The 577-nt window shown below is 60.0% G+C and carries 1 protein-coding gene; it reads right to left on the bottom strand.

The features are described from left to right. Positions 1 to 440: GTP-binding protein (locus tag DOM57_RS21635; protein ID WP_204353068.1), on the bottom strand; the 440-nt coding region annotated here is incomplete at its 3' end. Between the last annotated feature and the right edge of the window lie 137 nt (positions 441 to 577).

Below are 577 nucleotides of genomic sequence, written 5' to 3'. Positions count from 1 at the left end.
CGGCGGGTCTGCACCTGCACGCCATGGCGGGCGTCGATCAGGATCACCGCCAGGCTGGCGGTGGAGGCGCCGGTGGCCATGTTGCGGGTGTACTGCTCGTGTCCTGGGGTATCGGCGATGATGAACTTGCGCTTGTCGGTGGAGAAGAAGCGGTAGGCGACATCGATGGTGATGCCCTGCTCGCGCTCCGACTGCAGGCCATCGACCAGCAGCGCCAGGTCGACCTTGTCGCCGGTGGTGCCACTGGTCTTCGAATCCCGCGTGATCGCCGCCAGCTGATCCTCGTAGATCATCTTGGAGTCGTGCAGCAGCCGCCCGATCAGGGTCGACTTGCCGTCGTCGACGCTGCCGCAGGTGATGAAGCGCAGCAGGTCTTTCTGCTCGTGCTCGCGCAGGTAGCTCTGAATATCGTCGGCGATGAGCGATGACTGGTGTGACATAACGAAACCTTAGATATAAGAGAGAAGAAGGAAGAGGAAAGAAACCAGGGATTACGAAGGAAGAGACAAGAGAGAAGTTTTCTTCCCTCTTCTAGCCGCGAAGCGGCGCTTACCACTTCCCTCGTCTCGCTTCTAGC

Source organism: Salinicola peritrichatus (assembly GCF_003206715.1).
GTDB lineage: Bacteria > Pseudomonadota > Gammaproteobacteria > Pseudomonadales > Halomonadaceae > Salinicola > Salinicola peritrichatus.
The sequence above is the reverse complement of the archived record's forward strand: the minus strand, read 5'-3'. Positions and strand labels throughout refer to the sequence as shown.